General features: G+C 76.0%; 17 protein-coding genes. 10 read left to right on the top strand and 7 right to left on the bottom strand.

Annotated elements, in window-relative coordinates; genetic code table 11:
• Positions 1–35: 35 nt before the first annotated feature.
• A complete protein-coding gene (locus IEX99_RS13300) occupies positions 36–476 on the bottom strand; it encodes a nucleoside deaminase (RefSeq protein WP_188901014.1) in 441 nt (146 codons plus the stop codon).
• Positions 477–523: 47 nt separating this feature from the next.
• On the opposite strand from IEX99_RS13300, the gene IEX99_RS13295 reads away from it, so the two are divergent.
• The 3 genes from IEX99_RS13295 (at position 524) to rsmD (ending at position 2828) form a co-directional block, all read left to right on the top strand.
• A complete protein-coding gene (locus IEX99_RS13295) occupies positions 524–1243 on the top strand; it encodes a gamma-glutamyl-gamma-aminobutyrate hydrolase family protein (protein WP_188901012.1) in 720 nt (239 codons plus the stop codon).
• On the top strand, positions 1240–2151 hold the full coding sequence (locus tag IEX99_RS13290) for a pseudouridine synthase (RefSeq protein ID WP_188901010.1): 912 nt from the start codon (positions 1240–1242) through the stop codon (positions 2149–2151). The genes IEX99_RS13295 and IEX99_RS13290 overlap by 4 nt, the downstream gene beginning before the upstream one ends.
• A gap of 113 nt (positions 2152–2264) precedes the next feature.
• Entirely contained in the window at positions 2265–2828 is a 564-nt protein-coding gene (rsmD, locus tag IEX99_RS13285) for a 16S rRNA (guanine(966)-N(2))-methyltransferase RsmD (RefSeq protein ID WP_188901008.1), read from the top strand.
• Positions 2829–2949: 121 nt separating this feature from the next.
• Here the strand turns inward: rsmD and mutL are convergent, their stop codons facing one another.
• The 5 genes from mutL to IEX99_RS13260 all read right to left on the bottom strand — a co-directional run bounded on the left by mutL (position 2950) and on the right by IEX99_RS13260 (position 8243).
• A complete protein-coding gene (mutL, locus tag IEX99_RS13280; RefSeq protein ID WP_188901006.1) occupies positions 2950–4785 on the bottom strand; it encodes a DNA mismatch repair endonuclease MutL in 1836 nt (611 codons plus the stop codon).
• A 68-nt stretch (positions 4786–4853) separates the two neighbouring features.
• Entirely contained in the window at positions 4854–5372 is a 519-nt protein-coding gene (locus IEX99_RS13275) for a flavodoxin family protein (protein ID WP_229678013.1), read from the bottom strand.
• Between the two features lie 30 nt (positions 5373–5402).
• Positions 5403–6158: a glucose 1-dehydrogenase gene (locus IEX99_RS13270; RefSeq protein WP_188901004.1), complete on the bottom strand. Its 756-nt coding sequence runs from the start codon at positions 6156–6158 to the stop codon at positions 5403–5405.
• A 94-nt stretch (positions 6159–6252) separates the two neighbouring features.
• Positions 6253–7323 (bottom strand): LLM class flavin-dependent oxidoreductase, encoded by a 1071-nt coding sequence (locus IEX99_RS13265; protein ID WP_188901002.1) that lies wholly within the window; start codon positions 7321–7323, stop codon positions 6253–6255.
• Between the two features lie 95 nt (positions 7324–7418).
• Positions 7419–8243: an amidohydrolase family protein gene (locus tag IEX99_RS13260; protein WP_188901000.1), complete on the bottom strand. Its 825-nt coding sequence runs from the start codon at positions 8241–8243 to the stop codon at positions 7419–7421.
• Positions 8244–8332: 89 nt separating this feature from the next.
• Between IEX99_RS13260 and IEX99_RS13255 the strand changes: the two genes are divergently transcribed.
• The 6 genes from IEX99_RS13255 to IEX99_RS13230 all read left to right on the top strand — a co-directional run bounded on the left by IEX99_RS13255 (position 8333) and on the right by IEX99_RS13230 (position 14020).
• The gene (locus IEX99_RS13255) at positions 8333–9415 is read left to right on the top strand and encodes an SDR family oxidoreductase (RefSeq protein WP_188900998.1); all 1083 of its coding nucleotides are present in this window, start codon (positions 8333–8335) and stop codon (positions 9413–9415) included.
• 100 nt (positions 9416–9515) lie between these two features.
• On the top strand, positions 9516–10664 hold the full coding sequence (locus IEX99_RS13250; protein WP_188900996.1) for an ABC transporter substrate-binding protein: 1149 nt from the start codon (positions 9516–9518) through the stop codon (positions 10662–10664).
• Entirely contained in the window at positions 10661–11437 is a 777-nt protein-coding gene (locus IEX99_RS13245; protein WP_188900994.1) for an ABC transporter ATP-binding protein, read from the top strand. The genes IEX99_RS13250 and IEX99_RS13245 overlap by 4 nt, the downstream gene beginning before the upstream one ends.
• The gene (locus tag IEX99_RS13240) at positions 11434–12168 is read left to right on the top strand and encodes an ABC transporter ATP-binding protein (protein ID WP_188900992.1); all 735 of its coding nucleotides are present in this window, start codon (positions 11434–11436) and stop codon (positions 12166–12168) included. The genes IEX99_RS13245 and IEX99_RS13240 overlap by 4 nt, the downstream gene beginning before the upstream one ends.
• The gene (locus tag IEX99_RS13235) at positions 12165–13031 is read left to right on the top strand and encodes a branched-chain amino acid ABC transporter permease (RefSeq protein WP_188900990.1); all 867 of its coding nucleotides are present in this window, start codon (positions 12165–12167) and stop codon (positions 13029–13031) included. Before IEX99_RS13240 ends, IEX99_RS13235 begins: the two co-directional genes overlap by 4 nt.
• A complete protein-coding gene (locus tag IEX99_RS13230; RefSeq protein WP_229678012.1) occupies positions 13028–14020 on the top strand; it encodes a branched-chain amino acid ABC transporter permease in 993 nt (330 codons plus the stop codon). Before IEX99_RS13235 ends, IEX99_RS13230 begins: the two co-directional genes overlap by 4 nt.
• A 206-nt stretch (positions 14021–14226) precedes the next feature.
• On the opposite strand, the gene IEX99_RS13225 is transcribed toward IEX99_RS13230, so the two are convergent.
• Entirely contained in the window at positions 14227–15552 is a 1326-nt protein-coding gene (locus IEX99_RS13225; RefSeq protein ID WP_229678011.1) for an NAD(P)/FAD-dependent oxidoreductase, read from the bottom strand.
• Between the two features lie 955 nt (positions 15553–16507).
• Between IEX99_RS13225 and IEX99_RS13220 the strand changes: the two genes are divergently transcribed.
• Complete coding sequence (locus IEX99_RS13220) at positions 16508–16924, top strand: Hsp20/alpha crystallin family protein (RefSeq protein WP_188900988.1); 417 nt, start codon at positions 16508–16510, stop codon at positions 16922–16924.
• Positions 16925–16929: the final 5 nt, after the last annotated feature.

The following is a 16929-nucleotide window of genomic DNA, read 5'->3' as shown; positions in this document are numbered from 1 at the left end:
CGGGCGAGCCGATCGGGCGGACCGGCCGGGCCGGCTCAGCGCCGGACGGCGAAGAAGCCGCGCAGCAGCGCGGCGCATTCGGTCTCGCGCACCCCGCCGACCACCTCCGGCACGTGGTGGCAGGAGGGGGCGGCGAAGATCCGCGCGCCGTGCTCCACCCCGCCGCCCTTCGGGTCGTAGGCGCCGAAGACCAGGCGCCGGACGCGGAAGAACGACGCCGCCTGGGCGCACATCGGGCAGGGCTCGAGGGTCACGGTCAGGGTGCAGTCGGGCAGGCGCGGCTCGCCGCGCGCGGCAGCGGCGGCGCGCAGGGCGAGCAGCTCGGCATGGGCGGAGGCGTCGGCGAGCTCCTCCACCCGGTTGCCGGCGCGGGCAAGCACGCGGCCGGCGGCGTCCGTGACCACGGCGCCGACCGGCACCTCGCCCCGCGCGGCGGCGGCGCGGGCCTCCTCCAGCGCGATCTCCATCGGGGTCATCGCGGGAAGCTTGCCCCGGCGCGGCCTCGAACGCTAGCAACGCGGCCATGCCCCGCACCCGCCCCGTCATCGGCGTCACCCTCGATTCGGAGCCGCCCGGCGGCTACTCCAGGCTCCCGTGGTACGCGCTGCGGCAGAACTACTTCGGCGCGCTCGTCGAGCACGGCGCCCTGCCCGTCGCGCTTCCGCACCATGCCGAGCTTGCGGAAGCCTATCTGGACGAGCTGGACGGCCTCCTCGTCACCGGCGGCGCCTTCGACGTGGACCCCGCGCTCTACGGCGGCGGCCCGGCGCATCCGACCGTCACGCTCAAGCCCGGCCGCACCGATTTCGAGCTGGCCGCCACCCGCGGCGCGCTGGCGCGCGACCTGCCCGTGCTCGGCATCTGCGGCGGCGAGCAGCTCCTCGCCGTCGCCTTCGGCGGCACGCTGATCCAGCACATCCCGGACGCCGTCCCCGGCGCGCTGGCGCACGAGCAGCCCAACCCGCGCACCGAGCCGGGGCACGAGGTCGCGATCCGGGCGGAGAGCCTGCTCGGGCGCATCGTCGGCCGGACGCGCATGGCGGTGAACAGCGCGCACCACCAGGCGGTGGAGCGGCCCGGCGACGGGGCGGTGGTGAACGCGGTCGCGCCGGACGGGGTGGTGGAGGGGGTCGAGCATCCGGGCTACCGCTTCGCCCTCGGCGTGCAGTGGCACCCGGAATACGCCGTGGACCCCGCCGATCCGCTGATCTTCCGCGCCTTCGTCGAAGCCTGCCGCCGGTGAGCGGGGACGAGGAGGACAAGGGCGGGACGGAGACCGCGCGCGGCGAGCGCATCGCCAAGTGGCTCGCCCGCGCCGGCGTCGCCAGCCGGCGCGACGCCGAGCGGCTGATCGCCGAGGGCCGGGTCACGCTCAACCGCCGCCGCGTCGAGACGCCCGCGACCTTCGTCCGCCCCGGCGATGCCGTCGCGGTGGACGGCCGCCCCGTCGCCGCGCCGGGGCGCACGCGGCTGTTCCGCTACCACAAGCCGCCGGGCCTGGTGACCACGCATCGCGACCCGCAGGGCCGCCCGACCGTGTTCGAGCGCCTGCCGCCCGGCCTGCCGCGCCTCGTCTCGGTCGGCCGGCTCGACCTGACGAGCGAGGGGCTGCTGCTGCTGACGAACGACGGCGCCCTGGCGCGGCGGCTCGAACTGCCGGCGCAGGGCTGGCTGCGGCGCTACCGGGTGCGGGTCTATGGCAGGCTCGACGAGCGCGACCTCGCGGCGCTGGCGCGGGGCGTCACCATCGACGGCGTCGCCTACGGGCCGATCGAGGCGGAGGTGGATTCGCGCCGCGGCCTGATCTCCTGGCTCACCGTGTCGCTGCGCGAGGGCAAGAACCGCGAGATCCGCCGGGTGCTGGAGCATCTCGGCCTCCAGGTGACGCGGCTGATCCGCGTCGCCTACGGGCCGTTCCAGCTCGGCGCGCTGCCGCGGGGGGCGGTGGAGGAGGTCAGCCCGAAGGTGCTGCGCGAGCAGCTCGGGCCGGAGGTGGCGCCGATCGCGGCGCGGCGCCCGCCGCCCGCCGCGCCGGAGGCGCCGCCCGCGCCGCCTGCCGCCGCGCTGCCTCCCCGGCGCCCGCCGCGCGCGCGCCATGCGGGACGGGACCGGCGCCCCCGCGGCGGCGGGCGGCGGCCCGGGCGCGGCTAGAGCCGTTTTCGCTCGGCTGTGCTCGCTGCAACGGTTCTCGCTCTTGTTTGCCGAGCAGATTCACGCTCCCGGCTGTTTCCAGCCGTCCGCGATCTGCTCTAAGGCGGTGGGCGATGCCGCGCATCATCGCCGGGCGCCATCGCGGCCGCCGCCTCCTCGCGCCGCCCGGCGCCGGGACCCGGCCGACCGCCGACCGCGTGCGCCAGGCGCTGTTCGACATGCTCTGGCACGCGCCCTGGGGCGGGCGCGGGGTGATCGAGGGCGCGCGCGTGCTCGACGCCTTCGCCGGCACCGGCGCCGCGGGGCTGGAGGCGCTCTCGCGCGGCGCCGCGCAGGCGACCTTCCTCGAGACCGACCGCGCCGCGCTCGCCGCGCTGCGCGCCAACATCGCCGCCTGCCGCGAGGAGGCGCGCGCCACGGTGCTCGCGGCCGACGCGACCCGCCCGCCGCGCGCCCCGGCGCCCTGCGGGCTGGTGTTCCTCGATCCGCCCTACGGCGAGGGGCTGGTGCCGCGGGCGCTGGCGGCGCTCGGCGCGGCGGGATGGATCGCGCCGGGGGCGGTGGTCTGCGCGGAGACGGGGCGCGGCGAGGAGGTCGAGATGCCGGAGGGATACGCGCTGCTGGCGGAGCGCGTGCATGGGGCGGCGCGGCTGCGGATCTTCCGCGCCGCCGGATAGGATCGAGGGCGCCGAAGGCTGGAGCCGTTTTCGCCCGGCCGTGCCCGCGGCAACGGCGCTCGCTCGCTGTCCGCCGAGCGGATCCACGCTTCCGGCTGCTCCCGGCCGGCCGCGATCCGCTCTACCGCCGCCCGAACAGCCGCTCGAACTCGCCGCGGCCGAGGCGCAGCACGGTCGGCCGGCCGTGGCTGCAGGTCGCGGCGCGCGGCGTCGCCTCCATCGCGCGCAGCAGCGCCGCCATCTCCGCCTCGGTGAGCCGCCGCCCCGCGCGCACCGAGCCGTGGCAGGCAAGCCGGGCGATGGCGGCGTCGAGCCGCCCGGCGAGCGCCGGGGCCTCGCCCGCGGCGTCGGTCTCGGCCAGCTCGTCGGCCAGGTCGCGCAGCAGCGGCGCCGGGTCGGGCGTGCCGAGCAGCGCCGGCAGGGCGCGCACCAGCACCGCGCCGGGGCCGAAGGGCTCGACCTCCAGCCCGAGCCGCGCCAGCGTCCCGGCCTCCGCGAGGAGCCGCGCGACATCGGCGGGCGGCAGGGCGACGACGGCGGGCAGCAGCAGGGGCTGGCTGCGCACGCCCCCGGCGAGAAGCTGCGCGCGCAGCGCCTCGTGCGTCAGGCGCTCGTGCGCGGCGTGCTGGTCCACGAGGATCAGCGCCCCGTCCGGCGCCTCGGCGAGGATGTAGGTCTCCAGGATCTGCGCGAGCGGGCGGCCGAGCGGCCGATCCCCGGCCGGCGCGGCGGCCGGGCCCGCGGCGGCGCCGTCCGCGCGCGGCGGGAGGCCGGCCGCGGCGCCGCCATGCCGGTCCGTCCCCGCCCCGCCGAAGCCGAGCGGCAGCGCCGGGGCTTCGGCGAACCCGGCGGGGGCCGGGCGCGCGGGCGCGGCGAGGGCGAAGTCCGCCGAGGCCGCGGCCCGCGCGTCGGCATCCGCGGCCGCGGCCGAGGGCGGCGGAAGGGCCGCGCCGCGCACCGCCGCGCCCGCGCCGACCTCCAGCGCGCGGCGCAGCGCGGCGATCAGCGCGCCGCGCACCCGCTCCGCCTCGCGGAAGCGGAGCTCGGTCTTCATCGGGTGGACGTTCACGTCCACCGCCTCCGGCGGCAGGTCGAGGAACAGCGCCGCGACCGGGTGCCGCCCGGCGGCGACCAGGCCGCGATAGGCGACGCGCAGCGCCGTGCGCAGCAGCGGATCGCGCACCGGCCGGCGGTTGACCACCAGGTGCTGCTCCGCGGCGGTGGCGCGCGTATAGGCAGGCAGCGCGGCGAGTCCCTCGAGCGCCAGGTCCATCCACGCGCCGCGCACCGGCACCGCGGCGGCGGCGAACTCCGCGCCCAGCAGGTCGCGCACCCGGGCGGTCCGGTCCGCGGCGGAGGCGAGCGCCAGCGCCTCGCGCCCGTCGGAGACGACGCGGAACGCCACCTCGGGCCAGGCCAGGGCGAGGCGACGCACCGCCTCGATCGCGTGCTCGGCCTCCGTGCGCGGGGCGCGCAGGAACCGGCGCCGCGCCGGGGTGGCGAAGAACAGGTCGCGCACCTCGACGCGCGTGCCCGGCGGGCCGGCGGCGGGGCCGACCGGGGAGGCCCGCCCGGCCTCGACCGTGATCCGGTGCGCCTCCGCCGCGCCGCGCGGGCGCGAGGTGAGGGAGAGCCGCGCCACGGCGCCGATCGAAGGCAGCGCCTCGCCGCGGAAGCCCAGGGTGGCGATGCGGAACAGCGCCGCCTCCTCCGGCAGCTTCGAGGTGGCGTGGCGCTCGACGCAGAGGGCGAGGTCGGCGGCGTCCATGCCGCAGCCGTCGTCCTCGACCAGGATGCGGGCGATGCCGCCCTCCTCCAGCGTCACCTGGATGCGCGTCGCGCCGGCGTCGAGCGCGTTCTCGACCAGCTCCTTCACCGCGGCGGCCGGCCGCTCCACCACCTCGCCGGCGGCGATGCGGTTGGCGGTGGTCTCGGGCAGGAGGCGAATCGCGGGCATGGGCGGGGCATTCTACACGCGCGGCCGACGCAGAGGGCGTTGACCGGGGCGCCGTCGGCCGCGGCCGCTCAGAAGATGCCCATCGCCAGCCCGGCCGCCAGCGCCGCGCCGCGCTCCTCGCAGCGCGCGAGGTCCTCGGGGCCGATCGTCTTGGGGGCGAGGATCGCCTCCGGCGTCTGCGCGCGGGTGATCACGATCAGCGGCTCGGCCACGGCGCGCAGGCGCCAGCCGGTGGCGATGCGCGCGATCTGGCGCGCGGCATTGGTGCCGTCGCTGCCGGCGCAGACCAGCGTGGCGTAGGGCCGGCCGGCGATGCGGCCGAGCGCCGCGTAGTAGGTGCGGTCGAAGAAGTCCTTCATCACGCCGGCGATCGCGGCGAGGTTCTCCGGCGTGGCGAAGAGGTAGCCGTCGGCCGCGAGCACCTCCGCGGCGCCGGCCTCGCGCGCCGGCAGCAGGCGGACGCGGACGCCGGCCTCGCCGGCGGCGCCGCGCGCCGCCGCCTCCGCCATCTGCCGCGTCCCCCCGGTGAGGGAGTGGAAGACGATCAGCAGCGTCTTCGGCGGCGCGGGGGCGGCCGGCCCGCTCACGGCGGCCGCCGCCCCTCCGCCGGCGGGGCGTCAGGAGGCGAGATAGCCGCCGTCCACATGCAGCTCGCTGCCGGTCATGTAGGAGGACTCGTCCGAGGCGAGGAACAGCGCCGCATGGGCCACCTCCTCCACCCGGCCGGGCCGGCCCATCGGCACGTGCTGCATCATCTTCGCGCGGAACACGGGGTCGGCGGTGGCGCCGGAGGTGCGCATCGGCGGCATCACGCCCGGATGGATGCTGTTGACGCGGATGCCGGCCGGCCCCTCCTGCACCGCCACCGCCTTGGTCAGCAGCCGCACCGCGGCCTTGGAGGCGTTGTAGGCGCAGTGGATGCGCTCCTGCCCGACCACGCCGGAGATCGAGGAGATGTTGATGATCGAGCCGCCGCCCGTGCGCCGCATCGCCGCCACGCCGTGCTTGACGCCGAGGAAGGCGCCGCGCGCGTTCACCGCCATGATGCGGTCCCACAGCGCCGTGTCGTAGAGGTCGTTGGTGGCGCTGCCGGAGATGCCGGCGTTGTTCACCAGCACGTCGAGCCGGCCCCACGCGCCGAGCACCGCGGCGAGCGTCGCCTCCCACTGCGCCTCCTCGGTGACGTCGAGCCGGAGGAAGCGCGCCGTGCCGCCGGCGGCCGCGATGTCGGCGGCGACGGCGCGGCCTTCCTCCTCCAGCAGGTCGCAGACCGCCACCTTCGCGCCCTCGCGCGCGAAGATCCGCGCCATCGAGGCCCCCATCCCCGAGGCCGCGCCGGTGATGAGGGCCACCTTGCCGTCCAGTCGTCCCATGGCGTTCCTCCTGCCGTGATGCGCCGCGCGCCAGACTCGCGCAGGCGGCGCCGGGCGGCAACCGGGCGCGCGCCGGTCGCCGCCCGCGCCCGGTTCAGCCGAAGGCGCGCCTGATCCGGCCCCAATCCTCGATCGCCTGCTCCTGCCCCGGCACGATCTGCACCGTGAACTGGGTGTAGCCGGCGTCGCGCAGGTCGCCGATCCGCCGCTTCAGCTCCGCCTCGGTCGCGGTGAAGCTGCTGCGGCGGATCAGCTCGGCGGTGATGAAGGGGCGCTCCTCGGGCCGGACGAACATCAGGTGGCCGCGGTGGTTCTGCAGCCAGGGCGCGTCCTTCGGCTCGAAGGTGCGGGCCACGGCGACGTAGCCCTCCACGGCGGCGCGGCAGGACTCCGGCACCGGGGTGATGTTCGGCAGGCCGGAGAGCGCCTCGTCCGCCGCGCGGTGCAGCAGCACCGCCGCGCGCGGCCCGGCCTGGGCGACGGCGCGCGGCGAATCACAAGGCTCGCCTTCCTCCAGCACGCAGCCGAGGACGAAGGCGGTGGAGGCCAGCGCCTCCCGCGCCCGGCCCGCCGCCGCCCAGGCCGCCTGCATCTCGCGCAGCATGGCGACGGCGCCGGGGACGTCGGAGAAGAAGTTGATCCAGCCGGCGCCGAGCCGCGCCGTCAGCGCCCGCGCCTTCGGCCCGGCGGCCGCGATGTGCAGGCGCATCGGCGTCGTCGTGTCGAACAGGCCGAGCTCGGGGTTGAGGAAGCGGATCTTGCGGCGCCTGCCCTCGATCTCCGTCTCCACCGTCTCGCCGCGCAGCAGGGCGAGCATGACGCGGAGGTACTCCTCGAACTCGGCGAGCCGCATCGCGCCGAGGCCCATGGCGCGGCGGCCGGTGAAGCCGGTGCCGAGGCCCATGTCGATGCGCCCCGGCGCGAGCTTGTTGAGCGTGGCGAAGGCGTTGGCCGTGACCGGCGCGATGCGGTTGGAGGGGATCAGCACGCCGGTGCCGAGGCGGATGCGCGCCGTCTTCACCGCCGCCGCGCCCATCGCGACGAAGCAGTCGGCGGAGAGCATCTGCGTGTCGTAGAACCAGGCGGCGGCGAAGCCCAGCTCCTCGGCGCGCCGGGCGAGCTTCCAGCTTTCCGCGTCGGTCGGGATCGCGATGCCGAACTCCATGGGATGCCTCCATCGTGGCGGCCAGGGTCGCCGGCACTCTAGCGGCCGCGGCGGGCGCGGCGGAAGCCGAGGGCGACGGCGCCCTCCCGCGCCGGTCAGTCGAAGGGAAGCGTCCAGCCGATCCACTCGCAGAGGGCGCGGCCCATCACCAGCTCCAGCTCGCGGCCGGAGAGCCAGGGCAGCTCCTCGGTGAACATCGTCACGCACTGGCGGTAGCCGCACGGCATGCGGGTGATGTCGGTGCCCCAGAAGAAGCGATGCGGCCCGAAGGCGTCGTAGATGCGGCGCAGCCCGTCGTGGATGTTGCGGAAGGGGTAGGGCTGCGAGGAATAGGCGGGCGCGCCGGTCGCCTTGACCGCGATGTTGGGCAGCCGCGCGAGCGGGAGCAGCGCGTCGAGACTGGCGAAGGCGGCCTCGTCCTTCGCGCTCCGCACCAGGCCGCAATGGTCGATGATCAGGCGCAGCTTCGGGTGGCGCTCGGCGATGGCGCCGAACAGGGGCAGGAAGCGCCAGGCCATGCTCGCGACCGGCAGGCCGAGGCGCTCGGCCGTGGGCCAGAGCCAGTCCATGGTGCCGTCCTCGTGCCAGGTCTGCTGCTCCGGGCGCACCAGCGGGTAGCGCAGGCCCTTCTGGCCGGGGCGCTCGCGCCAGGTCTCGAGCAGCGTCCGGCTCTCCTCCGGCCGGTCGAGCGGCACCTGGCCGAGCACCGCGAAGCGGTCCGGCCAGCGGCGCGCGGCGTCCTCGGCGAGGGCGTTCGAATCGGGGTCCCAGCTCACCGGCGGGTGGATCACCGCCGCGTCCACGCCGGCCGCGTCCATCTCGGCGAGCAGCGCCTCGGCGGTGAAGACGGACACCTTGCGGTGCTCGCCGCTCGGCGTGCCGCTCCCCCAGATGTGCACCTGCGCGTCCACGATCCTCATCGGCGCCTCCTCCAGGGCGGCGACGGGCGCCTTGCCCGCGGCCGGCGGCGAACGGTAGCGTCGGCCGGGGCGGAAGGGGAGGAGACGCGGTGGCGACGGCGGGCAGGGTTCTGATCGCGGGCGCGCTCGGCATCGTCGGCCGCGCCGTGCTCGAGCACTACGAGGCGCTGCCGGGCTGGGAGATCGTCGCGCTCTCGCGCCGCGCCCCGGACTTCCCCACCCGCGCCCGCTTCGTCTCCGCCGACCTGCGCGACGCGGCCGATTGCCGGGCGAGGCTCGGCGGGCTGCGCGACGTGACGCACATCGTCTACTGCGCCCTCCACGAGAAGCCGGAGCTCGGCAAGGGCTGGCTGGAGAGCGACCAGATCGCCACCAACGCGGCGATGCTCGCCCACCTGATGGACGCGGTGGAGCCCGGCAACCCCGGGCTGCGCCACGTCGCGCTGCTGCAGGGCACCAAGGCCTACGGCGTGCATCTCGGCCAGATGCCGATCCCCGGCAAGGAGAGCGCGCCGCGCCACATCCACCCGAACTTCTACTGGGCGCAGGAGGACTTCATCCGCGCCCGCCAGGCCGCCGGCGCGGGCTGGAGCTGGACCGTGCTGCGCCCGCAGGCGGTGATCGGCTACGCCGCGGGCAGCGCCATGAACCTGCTCGCCGCCATGGGCGCCTACGCCGCGATCAGCCGCGAGCTGGGCCTGCCGCTGGTCTGGCCCGGCAGCGGCACCCGCCTCACCGAGGCGACCGATGCGCGCCTGCTCGCCCGCGCCATCGCCTGGGCGGGCGCGTCGCCGGCGGCGGCGAACGAGATCTTCAACGTCACCAACGGCGACGTGTTCGACTGGCAGAGCCTGTTCCCCGTGCTCGCCCGCGTGTTCGGGATGGAGATCGGCGCGCCGCACCCGATGTCGCTCGTCGCCGTCATGGCGGACAAGGCGCCGGTGTGGCGGCGCATCGTGGAACGATACGGGCTGGCCGCGCCGGAGCTGGACGCGATGATCGGCACCTCCTGGCAGTTCGCCGACTTCGCCTTCAGCCGGCCCGGGCAGACCGCCTCCATCCTCAGCACCGTCAAGATCCGCCAGGCCGGCTTCGGGGACTGCGTGGACAGCGCGGAGATGCTCGAATGGTGGCTGCGCGCGCTGCAGCGCCGGCGCATCCTGCCGCCCTGAGGCGCGCGGAGGCGCGTTGACACCGCCGTGCGCCGCGGTTGAGCATGCCGGCAACGGCCCCGCGCGCAAGACGCCGGCAGGGACGGGAGGACCGACCGCCATGACCATCACCCGCAGGCACGCCACGACCCTCGCCCTCGCCGCCCTCGCGGCGCCCGCGGTCGCCCGCGCGCAGCAGGAGCCGATCAAGGTCGGCGCCATCTTCCCCCTGAGCGGCGGCGCCGGGCCGCAGGGCCAGCACGTCGTCCAGGCGATCGATTCGATGGCGGCGCTGGTCAACGAGGCGGGCGGGGTGCTCGGGCGCCAGATCACCGTGCTCAAGCGCGACGACGAATCCACCCCCGCGGTCGGCGTCAGCCGCGCCAACGAGCTGATCGCGGAGCGCGTGGCGGTGATCATCGAGGGCTGGAACAGCCCGGTCACGCTCGCCATGCAGCCGGTGATCGCGCGCGCCGGCATCCTCGACATCACCGCGATCTCCAAGGCCGACCAGATCCTCTCCGGCGCCGGCAACCCGCTGGCGATCCGCCTGAATTCCTCGAACAGCCAGGACGGGCGGGTGATCGCGCAGCACATCGCGCGCTCCGGCTTCCGCCGCGTCGCCTTCCTCACCCAGAACGACGCCTACGGCAACGGCGCGCAGGCCTCGATCGAGGGCGAGCTGAAGGCCGCCGGCCACGACTACCAGAAGGTGGCGGAGGAGCGCTTCCCCTTCACCCAGGCCGACTTCCGCGTGGCGCTGACCAACGTGCGCAACGCCAACCCCGACGCGGTGGTCGCGATCAACGCCAGCGAGAGCCTCGGCATGCCGGCGCTGATCCGCCAGGCGCGGCAGCTGCGCATCCGCGGCGAGCTGATCTGCGCCGTCGGCACCATCGCGCCGAGCGTCATCCAGGTGGCGGGCGAGGCGGCGAACGGCGTGGTCAGCGCCGACATCTACTTCCCCGACGTCGAGCCCTTCGCCTCCAACCCCGCGAACCGGCGCTTCGTGCGCAAGGTGCAGGAGATGCACAACTACACGCCGGACAAGTACATGGCGCTCGGCGCCGCGGCGCTGCAGGTCTGGGCGATGGCGGCGAACGAGACGCGGAGCCTGGAGCGCGAGACGGTGGCGCGGCGCATCCGCGGCGGCAGCTTCCCCGACACCATCCTCGGCACCGCGACCTTCGCGCCGGACGGGCAGCTGCAGTCGCGCCACGCGCTGTTCACGGTGCAGGACCAGAAGATCGTCGTGCGGCAGGGGCAGTGACGGCGGGGGAGCCGGCGGCGCTGCGCGTCGAGGATCTCGGCGTCCGCTACGGCGCGCTGGTGGCGCTGGAGGGGGTGAGCTGGGAGGTCCGCTCCGGCGAGATCCTCGGCATCATCGGCCCGAACGGCGCGGGCAAGAGCAGCTGCTACGACGCTGCGACGAACATGGTCCGCCGCAGCGGGCGCGTCTGGCTCGCGGGCCGCGACGTGACGGCGGTGCCGCCGCACGGGCTCGCCCCGCTCGGCCTCCGGCGCGCCTTCCAGCAGAACGCCTTCTTCGCCGACCTCACCGTGCTGGAGAACATGACCGCGGTGCTCGCGCTCGACCGCGGGACGGGCCTCGCCGCGAGCCTCCTCGCGCCCTGGCGCGAGGCGGCGCGGCGGCGGGCGATCGAGGCGGAGGCGGCCGCCATCCTGGAACGCTTCGGCATCCCGCGCGCGATGCACCGGCGCCGGCCGCCGAACCTGCCCTACGGCACGCAGCGCATGCTCTCGATCGCCCTCGCCTGGGGCACGGGCGCGAAGGTGCTGATGCTCGACGAGCCGGCGGCCGGGCTCGGCGGGGAGGACATGGTGCGGCTGCGCGACCTGCTCGCCGCGCTGAAGGCCTCGGGGGCGGCGCTGGTGGTGATCGAGCACCACATGGACCTGATCATGGCGATCGCCGACCGCATCGTCGTGCTCGACCAGGGGCGGATGCTCGCCGCCGGCACGCCGCGCGAGGTGCAGGCCGACCCGCGCGTGCTGGAGGCCTATCTGGGGCGCGCCGCATGAGCGCCGCCGCGCCGGTCCTGGAGGCCGAATCGCTTCGCGTCGCCTACGGCGGCAACCAGGCGCTCGACCTGCCGCGGCTCGCGCTCGGCGCCGGCGAGCTGGTCGGCGTGGTGGGCGCGAACGGCGCCGGCAAGTCCACGCTGGTGAACGCCCTGCTCGGCTGGTCGCGCGGCCGCCCGCGCGTCTCCGGCCGCGTGCGGCTCGACGGCGAGGACATCTCCGCCCTGCCGACGCACGAGCGCGTGCGCCGCGGCCTGCTGCTGGTGCCGGAGGGCGGCGCCGTCTTCGCCCGCCTGACGGTGACCGAGAACCTCGCCGCCTCCGCCGACCGCGCGACCGGTCGCGCCTACACCGAGGACGAGGTCTTCGCCCTCTTCCCCCGGCTGCGCGAGCGCCTGCACCACACCGGCGGCCAGCTCTCGGGGGGCGAGCGGCAGATGCTCGCCATCGCCCGCGCGCTGCGTCTCGGCCCGCGCGCGCTGGTGCTGGACGAGCCCTCGATCGGCCTCGCCCCCCGCCTCGTCGTCAGCGTGCTGGAGACGGTGCGCCGCCTGGTGGACGAGCGCGGCCTCTCGGTGCTGCTGGTCGAGCAGAACGTGCGCGCCGCGATCGAGGTGGTGGACCGGCTGGTGCTGATCGAGCGCGGCCGCGTCCTCGCCGAGGGGCCGGTCGCGGCGATGCGCGACGATCCGCGCATCATCCAGGCCTATCTCGGGGAGGGCGCGGCGTGAACCTGCTGCAGCAGATCGTCAACGGCGTCATCCTCGGCCACGCCTACGCGCTGATCGCGATCGGCTGGACCGTGCTGCTCGGCGTCGCGCGGCTGGTCAATTTCGGCCACGGGCAGATGTACATGCTCGGCGCCTTCGTCACCTGGTGGGCCTTCGCGCGGCTCGGCCTGCCCTACCCGGCGGCGATCCTGGTCGCGATCGGCGGCGGCATCGCCGTCGGCCTCGCCGTGCAGGCGGTGATGATGCGGCTGACGCTGGAGCAGAACCTGGTCTCGATCATGATCATCACGCTCGGCTTCGGCCACGTGCTGCGCGGCGCGGCGGCGCTGGTCTTCGGCGCCCAGCCGCAGGTGCTGGAGACGCCGCCGAGCCTGATCGACCTCGAGATCGCCGGCGCCTGGGTGACGGCGCAGGACCTGCTGATCGTCGCCGTCGCCATCGTCGTCTTCGCCCTGCTGCGGCTGGTCGTGGAGGGCGGCCGGGTCGGGCGCACCGCGCGCATGGTGGCGGAGGACCCGAAGCTCGCGGAGCTGGCGGGGATCGACGTGCGGCGGGTCTATCTCGGCGTGTTCGCCTTCGAGGGGGCGGCGGTGGCGCTCGCCGCCGCGCTGGTCGCGCCGCGCACGCCGATCCTCACCGCGATCGGCTTCGAGGAGGTGATCGTCACCTTCGTCGTCGTCGTGCTCGGCGGCATCGGCTCGGTGACGGGCAGCTACCTCGCGGGGCTCGGGCTCGGCCTGTTCAACGCGCTGTTCGGCGGCTTCGTATCGCCCGCCTACACCACGGCGGCGAGCTTCGCGGTGCTGACCGCGGTGCTGGTGCTGCGGCCCGGCGGCCTCGCCACGCGCGGAGGCGGGCGGTGAGCGGCGCGCTGCGCTCCCTGGACGCCCGCGCCGAGGCGTCGCGCAGGGCGGCGGGCTGGCGCGCGCTGGCGCTGGCCGCGGCGGCGGCGGCGCTCTACCTGGGGCCGGCGCTGCTCGGCGGGCGGGTGCTGAGCGCCTGCGTGGTGCTGGCGATCTTCGCCGTGATGGCCTACGGGCTCGACCTCGTGCTCTCCGACCTCGGCGAGGTCAGCCTCGCCCACACCGTCTTCTTCGCCGCCGGCGCCTACGCCGCCTCGATGCTCGCGACGCGCGCCGGCTGGGGCGGCTGGGCGACGCTGCTCGGCGCGCTGGCCGCCGCGGCGCTGATCGCCGCCTTCCTCGGCCTGATCACGCTGCGGCTGCGGGAGTTCGTCTTCTCCCTCGTCACCTACGCCGCCGCCGTGGTCGCCGCGGCGATCGCGCACAACTGGGAGTTCCTCGGCGGCTCGGACGGCATCGTCGGCGTGCCGCCGCTCGACCTCTCGGTCGGGCCGCTGCGGTTCGCGGCGGGCAACGACGCCGAGCTCTGGCCGGTCGCCTTCGCGCTGCTGCTCGCGACGCTCTGGCTGGTCGCGCGGTTCCGCCGGTCGCGCCTCGGCACGCTCGCGGTGATGTCGCACCTCAATCCGCGCCTCGCCACCATGTCGGGCGTGGATGTGGGCCGGGTGCGGCTCGCCGTGCTGGTGCTGTCGGCGCCGGTCACCGGCGCGGCCGGGTGGCTCTACGCCTACCAGCGCGCCTATGTCGGGCCGGACCTGTTCGAGACCTACTTCCTGGTGCTGATGCTGACGGCGGTGGTGATCATCGGGCGCCGGCTGCTGTTCGGCCCGCTGCTCGGCACGGCGCTGATCCTCGGGCAGGAGCGGTTCCTCTCCTTCGGGGGCGACGTGGACGCGATCGTGCTCGGCGGCGCGCTGATCGTGGTGCTCGCCTTCTTCCCCGGGGGGCTGGTCGGGCTCTGGCGCGCCGTGATGGCGCGGGCGTCCTGATTCCCCGGCGCGGCGGCGATCGCTGGCGTTGCCGGGGCGGTCGCCACCGCGCGCCGTGCCGAGCGCGTGCGGGCCGAGCCGGCGCCGCATGCCCGTGACGTGGCGGGATGGCGCTCGGCCTGCGCCTCGGCGGCGCCGCGCTGCTCGCCCTCGGGCTCGCCATTCTCGCGCTCCGGATCGCCTTTGCCGGCTGGAGGCCGGACGGATCAGCCCCGCTCCGGCGCGGGCGGCGCCTGGCGCGAGGGCGGCGCGGGCCGGGTGATGAGGCGGGCCCCGCGCTGGAAGGTCAGGTAGCTCCATAGCCACTCGAAGGAGACGACGACCCGGCTGCGGAACCCGATCAGGTACCAGATGTGAGCGATGCCCCAGAACCACCAGCCGATCAGGCCCGTGAGGCGGACCTTCCCGAGCGCCACCACGGCGGAGCGGCGGCCGATGGTGGCGAGATCGCCCTGGTGGCGGTAGGCGAAGGCGGATGCCCGGACGCGCGGCGCGCCGGCCGCCGCGCCACGGGCGCGCGCCCGCGCGGCGAGCAGCCGGCCGACGTATCGCCCCATCTGCTTCGCCGCCGGCGCGATGCCCGGCACCGGCCTGCCCTCCGCGTCGGTCGCCGCGGCGAGGTCGCCGATCGCGAAGATCTCCGGATGGCCGGGAACCGAGAGGTCGGGCGCAACCTTGACGCGCCCGGCGCGGTCGCGCTCCGCCTCGACCCAGGCGCCTGCCGCGGTCGCCTCGATGCCCGCCGCCCAGACGATCGTACCGGCCGCGATGCGCCGGTCACCGCACCGCACGCCGCCGGCGTCGCAGCCGGTCACGCGCGTGCCGGTCAGCACCTGCGCGCCCATCCGCACGAGCGCGCGGTGCGCGTAGTCCGAAAGCGCCTCGGGAAAGGCGGGCAACAGGCGCGGCCCGGCCTCGATCAGCACGACGCGCGTCATGGCGGCAGGGTCGATGCGGCGGAACTCGCGCCTCAGCGTGTGGCGCGCCAGCTCGACCATCGCGCCGGCCATCTCGACCCCCGTCGGGCCGCCACCGACCACGACGAAGGTGAGCAGCCGCCGCTGCTCGATCGGGTCGGCGGCGATCTCGGCACGCTCGAAGGCGAGCAGGAGGCGGCGGCGGATCTCCGTCGCCTCCTCGATCGTCTTGAGGCCCGGCGCGACCTTTGCCCACCCGTCGTGACCGAAGTAGGAGTGCGTGGTGCCGGTGGCGAGCACCAGCGCGTCATAGGGAATGACCAGGCCCTCGCGCGTGCGCACCTGCCGCGCCTTGGCGTCCACGCCGGTGACCTCGGCCATGATCACGGTCACGTTGCGCCGCCGGCGGAAGATGCTGCGCACCGGCCAGGCGATGTCGCCCGGCGACAGTGCGGCGGTGGCGACCTGGTAGAGCAGCGGCTGGAACAGATGGTGGTTCTGCCGGTCCACCAGCGTGACCTCGACCGCCGCCCGCCGGGCGCGCGCCAGGGTCCGGGCGGCCTCGAGCCCGCCGAATCCGGCCCCGACGATCACCACGCGCAAGGGCGGGCTCACCGCCGCGGGTCCCGTCCCCGGCGCGCCGCGATGCGCGCCGGGCCGGCACCGGGCGGGGACGCCTCGCGCCGCGCCCTGGCGAGGGGCGCCCGCCGACGGCGCCGCAGGCCCGGTTGCGCCGGGATCGCGCCGGGGGCCACTGTCACTGTCGGCCGCCTGGCGGCCGGGGGCGATCCGCAGGGGCCGCTGCAGGGACGCGTTGGTCTCGCGGCATCGCGAGCGCGGGGCGGAGTGGCGATGCCCATGGCGGTGGTCGGTCCTCCTCCTCGTGGCCGGATGCGAATGCCGCGCGGGCGCCTCCGTTCCCGCAAGGCCGGCGGCCCGCCCCCGGAGGGGGAGGAACGATGCGGCGCCCGATCGGCCCGGGCGCGCGGCCGGGGCGCTCCGATGCCGGCACTGCCGTCGCTCTCCCTGCCCGCGAGGGCGCGGCGAGGCAGACGCCCCCGCATTCTTGCCGCGGCCCGGGCGGGCCGTGACCCGCAGGCGCGCCAAGCCCCTGCGCCACCCGGCGGCGCTTGCGCGCCTGGGCCTTGCCCGACCGCAGCGGGCCGCCGAGGATGGCCGGGCGATGCGGCGCGCGGAAGCGGCGGAGCGCTTCCGCATCGCGCAGGGGGCGAGGATCCCGGTCAAGCGCGGCGCAGGCGCGGGCATCGCCAAAGCCGTGTCCGGCGGCGGCTTCTCCGGCTGCCCCGCCGGCCGCCCCCGGCGCGCCGCGTTCGGCGCCGGCGAGCACGCCGTCGTGGAAGGGCCCGTGCGCCGCCGCACAGGTCCGCGACCCGCCCGGCGGAGGGACAGGAGGGAAAGCGCGCGCCGACGCCCTCGACGCCCCCTCGCGCACGGCGGGCCGCCCGCCACGTCCTGGCCCATTGCGGTCGGGCCGGGTAGGAACGAACCGATCGGGCGGGCATTCTGTTGCCGGCCGCATCGGCTGGCGCGGTCTGCAAGGAGTTCTGCCATGCGCAGGGACGACATCGGCAACTGGATGTGGGCCGAGGCGTGCGAGGCCCTCGCGCGCGCGGAGCGCCTGCACCGCCGCTTCTTCGAACCGCTGCGCGGCCCCGCCGCCGCGCGGCTGCCGGCCTGGCAGCCGCCCGCCGACGTGCTCGAGACGGAGCGCGAGGTGCTGATCGTCGTCGCGCTGCCCGGCGTGGACCCGGCGGCGGTGGAGGCGGCGATCGAGGACGGCGTCCTCCGCGTGGCGGGCGTGCGCCAGTTGCCGTCCGAGCTGCGCGCCGCCGCCATCCACCGCCTCGAGCTCCCGCAGGGACGGTTCGAGCGCCGCATCCCTCTGCCGCCGGGGCGCTACAACACGACGGTGCGGCACTCGCTCGCGCATGGCTGCTTGCTGGTCAGGCTCGAGAAGACCACCTGAACCGG

It is taken from the genome of Caldovatus sediminis (assembly GCF_014644455.1).
Taxonomy (GTDB): domain Bacteria; phylum Pseudomonadota; class Alphaproteobacteria; order Acetobacterales; family Acetobacteraceae; genus Caldovatus; species Caldovatus sediminis.
This window is presented reverse-complemented; position numbering and strand designations above follow the sequence as displayed.